This window comes from Gemmatimonadota bacterium (assembly GCA_016209965.1).
In the GTDB taxonomy this organism is placed as follows: Bacteria; Gemmatimonadota; Gemmatimonadetes; order Longimicrobiales; family RSA9; genus JACQVE01.
The window spans coordinates 1-5,388 of the sequence record JACQVE010000198.1 but is presented as its reverse complement, the minus strand read 5'-3'; the positions used below and the strand labels follow the sequence as shown (position 1 = coordinate 5,388).

The window sequence follows — 5,388 nt, the reverse complement described above, 5'->3', positions numbered from 1 at the left end:
CGGGAGCGGCTGGGGATGCACGTGATCGAGCGCGCCCATGCCGCCCGCCAGGGTCTGGCCGCGTTGCGCGCCGGCCGAGTTGTGGCCTTCGTGGCGGATCAGGACGCACGGCGCGCCGGTCTCCTCGTCCCCTTCTTCGGCCGGCCGGCCTCGACGCACCGCGGGCCGGCAGTGCTGGCGTTGCGGGCGCGTGCGCCTCTCTTCCTCGGCTACTCGCTGCGCGCGCCCGGCCGCAGCTACCGGGGGCTGCTCGAGGAGGTCGTGGTATCGCGCGAGGGCGAGGTCGACGACGTCGTCCTCCGGCTGACGGCGGCGTACACGGCGCGGCTGGAACAGGCCGTGCGGGCCGCGCCGGAGCAATATTTCTGGCATCACCGGCGCTGGAAGACGCGGCCGGCGGAGGAACCGCCCCATGGGGGCGCCGGTATTAGGGAGGCGTAGCCGCGGCCCCCACTCCCCGCCCGGACTGGGGGACACGGGGACACGGGGCCGCGGTGATGCAGGGAATAAGGCGTACTCGGCTTCGGACGCGGGATCGGAAGCGAGTGGGGTTCGGGAGCGGGAACGGGAGCGGGATCGGCGGCCGGGTCACAGCGAGCGACACTACGCGACCGTGATTTATATCTGCATACCGTCGTACGACGAAGAGCGCACGATCGGCGTCCTGCTGTGGAAGTTGCGGCAGGTGATGACCGAGTTTCCGCGGGACTATCAGATGCTCGTGGTTGACGACGCTTCCACGGACGCCACCTCGGAGATCCTCGACCCCTACTGTCGGGTGCTTCCGCTCACCGTGTTCCGGCACACGCAGCGGCGGGGTTATGCCGCGTCGCTGGAGGAACTGTTGCGCGAGGCGGTGCGGCGCTCGGTCTACCCGCGGCGGGATGTGATCGTTACGCTGCAGGCCGATTTCACGGAGGAGCCGGAGGAGGTGCCGGCGCTGGTCAAGCGCATCGAGGCGGGGGCGGACGTAGTGACGAGCTCAGGGCGGCTGGATGCGGCGCACGCGCCGCGCGCCGTGCAGTGGGCGCGCCGCCTGTTCGGCTATCTTCTGCCGCGAATCGACTGGCCGGGACCGGTGACGGATCCCATTTCGGGGTTCCGCGCCTACCGCGTGTTTTGTGTGAAGAAGGCGATCGGGGCGCTGGACGGCGCGCCCCTGCTCAGATCCGAGGGGTGGGCCGCGAACCTCGAGCTGCTGCAGGCCGTGCGGCCGTTTGCGCGGCGGATGGACGAGGCGACCGTGCTGCTGCGCTACGACCGGCGGCGCCGGGGCACGCGCTTCCGCGCCTGGACCACGGGGCTGCAGCTCGCGCGGCTCAAGCGGCAGAACGGCCGTGTGCTCGCCCTTGCGCTGGCCATGCTGCTGGCCGGCAGCAGCGGCGTGCTGGCTCAGAACGGCCACGTCAGCGCCGGGGTCGCCGTGGCCGCGGTTCCGTTCGGCCCGGGCGAGCGGCTCGATTACAAGCTCACGCTGGGCATCTTCGGCGAGGTGGGGAAGGGCTCCATGGAAGTGGTCGGTGTCGAAGACGTACGGGGCTCCCCGGCGTACCACCTGCGCTTCGACCTGAAGGGCGGGATCCTCTTCGCCAAGGTGGATGACCGGCTGCAGTCCTGGCTCGACGTCTCACGCCTCCAGTCCCACCGGTTCCGACAGGACCAGAAGGAGTTCCGCTACGAGCGGCACCGCACCCTGGACTTCTTTCCCCACGAGATGTTGTGGCGGCGGCTGGACAAGGACGAGTCGGGAGCACTGGCCACGGAGCGGCCCCTGGATGACGTCTCGTTCATCTACTTCGTGCGCACCCTGCCCCTCGAAGTGGGGCAGACCTATACGTTCCATCGTTATTTCAAGGCGGACGGCAACCCGGTGGTCGTGAAGGTGTTGCGTAAGGAGGTGGTGAAGGTGCCGGCCGGCACCTTCGAAACCATTGTCGTCCAGCCCATCATCCAGACGGACGGCCTGTTCGGCAAGGGCGGCCGCGCCGAAATCTACTTCACCGATGACGAGCAGCGCCTGGTCGTGCAGCTCAAGTCGCACGTCCCGGTGATCGGGTCGCTCAACCTCTATCTGGACTCGTACCAGCCGGGCGCCAAGCTCTCGCCGCTCTTCCCGCCTTCGCCGCCCGCGCCCCCCGGGACGACCGCGCTCCCCGGGTCGCCTCCCCCCTCGGCGCCTTGAGCGAGCGGCGGCCGCCGGACGCCGACCTTTCCCGGGTCCGGACCACGCCGGTATCGGCCCGTCCCAACAAAGTCCAGGCTCACGAGCTGGCCCGGCCGCCGGCCGCGGGCCAGCCGTTCCGCACTTTCCTGGATTCGCTGCCCGACATCCTGGAGGCGCGGAGCTTCCGCGCCATTGTCCAGGCAGTGGCCGGCGCGGCGCGCGGCGGGCGCGGCGTGGTCTGCATGATGGGCGGGCACGTGGTCAAGACCGGGCTCGCCCCCGTGTTGATCGACCTCCTGCAGCGGCGCGTGGTCACGCACCTGGCCTCGAATGGCTCGGCCGTGATCCACGACTACGAGCTGGCCCGGTGGGGCGGCACCAGTGAAGACGTGGCCGCCGGCCTGGCCGACGGCAGCTTCGGCATGGCGGAGGAGACGGGGCGCGAGATGAACGAGGCGATCCGGGCCGGCGCGCGCGCGGGGTGGGGCATGGGCGAAGCGCTGGCGCGGGCGCTGGAGGCGCGGGGCGACGTCGCCTACCCCGAGCTCTCGCTGCTCCTGGCCGCACGGCGGCTGGGGGTGTCCTTCACCGTGCACGCGGCCGTGGGCGCGGACATCATACACCAGCACCCGGCCGCGGACGGCGCCGCCATCGGCCAGACCAGCCACCTGGATTTCCGGCGGCTGGCGGCGGCGCTCGAGTCGCTGGACGGCGGCGGCGTGGTGCTGAACCTGGGCTCCGCCGTGCTCATGCCCGAGGTGTTCCTCAAGGCGCTCACCGTGTGCCGCAACCTCAACCAGGGCCGGCCGCAGGGCTTCCTGGCCGCCGACTTCGACATGCTGCGCCACTACCGGCCGCAGGTCAACGTGGTCGAGCGGCCCACGCGCACGGGCGGCGGCCGCGGCTACCACATCACCGGCCACCACGAGATCATGGTGCCGCTGCTGGCCTGGGCGGTGGTGGAGGAGCTGGCCGGCCGGACCGCTCCCGCATCCTGACGCGGAGACGCAAAGACCCAGGGACGCGGGGGCTCGGCGTGGCCGCGCGGCGACGCCGGGACAGGGCGATCGCGCGCCCTCTTTGGACGAGTTTCCCTGCGTGTTCGCCATCAGGCGAGGTTTGTCACAGCTGTGGCAACCGCGTATGGTATCGGTTGGCACCAACTGCAAGAGCGAGGCGTGCTAGCGTGCAGGACACCGATAACGCAGGCGGTCTCCGTTACGGCGACCTGCCCCACCTGTTCTGGGACGCGCGACCAGACCAGCCGATCGATCTGAGCAGTCCGGTCACGTTGGGGCGTCTGCTCACCCGCGCCGACCCCCGGACCATCGGCAGACTCGTCTCGCCCGACGCCTTGCGCCAGCAGCTGGACTCGCTCCAGATCCCCGAGCATACTCGGGCCTTCTGGAGGCTGGTTCTGGGCGGCGTCGCCGAGCGCACCGGCGCCCGGAATAGTGCGGCCGGGTAACCGTGCCTCAGCGAGACCCCCTCGCCGCAAGCCCGCTCGTCATGACGCAACTCCACGCGCGGCTGATCGGGGTTGTGGCCGATGCGGAACGCGAGTACGGCCACCTCGACCTCCGGCTCGAGGGCGGGACTGCGCTCGCAGCCTATTACCTCGAACACCGCCAGTCGCAGGACCTTGACTTCTTCGGGGGGCCGGGCATGGACGCGCGCGATTTCGGGGCTCTCGTAAAGGACCGGATCCGCGCCGCCGGGCTCCACATCACCCGTGAGGGCCCCGCGAGCCGAGGCTTCACGGAGTTCCTGGTTTCCGACCGCCCCGCGCCCGAGGAGGGTGAGTCAGCCAGAATCGAGCTTGGCCGAGCCTCTCCCTTCCAGCTCGAGCCGCCGAATCCGACGCGTGAGGGGGTGCCTGTTGCCTCGTACCGCGACGTCTGCGCGGGCAAGCTGCACGCGCTCTGTGACCGCTACGAGCCACGCGACTATATCGACCTCCACTGTTTCCTGGGCCGCTGGGGCCCGGGCGAGCCGCCGCCCACCGAGGCGGAGCGCCGCCGACGCTTTGTCGCCCACGCAGCCGACCTGGAGGCATGCGACCCGGGGCTTAACCCCCCGCTGCTCGGTCAAGCGCTACAGCGCGGTCTTGGCCGCCCGATCCTCTCCGCGTTCCCTCTTCGGGTTCTCGTGCCTCTTACGGAGCAGGAGATTCAGGAAACTATCCGCCTCGGCCTCGAGGAGTGCGCATGGCTCACGAGGCAAGCGGCCGGCTGGGGAGAGCGACCGGAGTAGGAACGGGCCGGTCCACCGCTTTGATGTCCGAGTCCAAAGTGAGGATGGGGATTTCTCGGCGACGGCGCCTAGACAAGCGGTGACCACGTGCGCACGAGATCGGCGAGGAAGCCGCAGCGGGGGTGACCCTCCTGTTTCGCTCTTCGCGGGTTAGACTATTATCTCCCACCGCGCCTCGATCGAAAAGGAGTTCAAATGGCTACGAACTACACGGCGGTTGTGCGGCAGCGCGGCAAATGGTGGATTGGCTGGATTGAAGAGATCCCGGGCGTCAATTCTCAGGGCGAAACGCGGGATGAACTCCTGCACAATCTCCGCTCGGCGCTCCAGGAGGCGCTGGACATGAACCGCGCCGATGCGCTCGCCGCCGTCGAGGGGGAGCCGTACGAGGAGGTCAGGATCAACGTAGCAGCGTGAAACGGCACGCGCTTGTTGCGCACCTGAGAGCCCACGGGTGCGTTCTCGTTCGTGAGGGCGCCAAGCACTCGTGGTGGGGGAATCCGGCGAATGGGCGCCGGAGCGCCGTCCCGCGGCACACCGAGATCGATGACTTGCTCGCCCGCAAGATTTGCCGCGACCTGGGCATCCCGGAGCCGTAAAGGGAGACGACGGCGATGTCCGGCCAGCGCACGCGCAGGGTCGGGTTCAGGCCAAGCCCTCGGACGGGTCTGCGGGCGCGGGAAATGGAATCGCGAACGACGTTGCCTACCCCGAGCTCTCGCTGCTCTGGCCGCGCGGCGGCTGGGCGTGCCCTTCACCGTGCACGCGGCCGTGGGCGCGGACATCATCCACCAGCACCCGGCCGCGGACGGCGCGGCCATTGGCCAGACCGGCCACCTCGATTTCCGGCGGCTGAGCGCGGCGCCGGAGACGCTGGACGGCGGCGGGGTGGTGCTGAACCTGGGCCCCGCCGTGCTCATGCCCGAGATGTTCCTCAAGGCGCTCACGGTGTGCCGCAACCTGAACCAGGG

Annotated in this window: 8 protein-coding genes; all 8 read left to right on the top strand. The window is 69.9% G+C overall.

Going from position 1 to position 5,388, the window contains the following annotated elements:
* Window positions 1-441, top strand: a 441-nt coding sequence (locus HY703_07935; protein ID MBI4545107.1) for a lysophospholipid acyltransferase family protein, incomplete at its 5' end; no start/stop codon positions are given.
* A 172-nt stretch (window positions 442-613) separates the two neighbouring features.
* Entirely contained in the window at window positions 614-2,182 is a 1,569-nt protein-coding gene (locus HY703_07930) for a DUF3108 domain-containing protein (GenBank protein ID MBI4545106.1), read from the top strand.
* Window positions 2,179-3,162 carry a hypothetical protein gene (locus HY703_07925; protein ID MBI4545105.1) on the top strand — a complete coding sequence of 328 codons (984 nt, stop codon included), beginning with the start codon at window positions 2,179-2,181 and terminating at the stop codon, window positions 3,160-3,162. Before HY703_07930 ends, HY703_07925 begins: the two co-directional genes overlap by 4 nt.
* Window positions 3,163-3,350: 188 nt before the next feature.
* Entirely contained in the window at window positions 3,351-3,632 is a 282-nt protein-coding gene (locus tag HY703_07920; GenBank protein ID MBI4545104.1) for a hypothetical protein, read from the top strand.
* Window positions 3,633-3,673: 41 nt separating this feature from the next.
* Complete coding sequence (locus HY703_07915) at window positions 3,674-4,417, top strand: nucleotidyl transferase AbiEii/AbiGii toxin family protein (protein ID MBI4545103.1); 744 nt, start codon at window positions 3,674-3,676, stop codon at window positions 4,415-4,417.
* Between the two features lie 195 nt (window positions 4,418-4,612).
* The gene (locus HY703_07910; protein MBI4545102.1) at window positions 4,613-4,834 is read left to right on the top strand and encodes a type II toxin-antitoxin system HicB family antitoxin; all 222 of its coding nucleotides are present in this window, start codon (window positions 4,613-4,615) and stop codon (window positions 4,832-4,834) included.
* Window positions 4,831-5,016 (top strand): type II toxin-antitoxin system HicA family toxin, encoded by a 186-nt coding sequence (locus tag HY703_07905; GenBank protein MBI4545101.1) that lies wholly within the window; start codon window positions 4,831-4,833, stop codon window positions 5,014-5,016. The genes HY703_07910 and HY703_07905 overlap by 4 nt, the downstream gene beginning before the upstream one ends.
* 148 nt (window positions 5,017-5,164) lie before the next feature.
* On the top strand, window positions 5,165-5,388 hold a 224-nt coding region (locus HY703_07900), incomplete at its 3' end, for a hypothetical protein (GenBank protein MBI4545100.1).

Coding starts and splice junctions, on each gene's coding strand:
- HY703_07910 (MBI4545102.1), top strand. CDS start 4,613: ATGGCTACGAACTACACGGCGGTTGTGCGGCAGCGCGGCAAATGGTGG.
- HY703_07915 (MBI4545103.1), top strand. CDS start 3,674: ATGACGCAACTCCACGCGCGGCTGATCGGGGTTGTGGCCGATGCGGAA.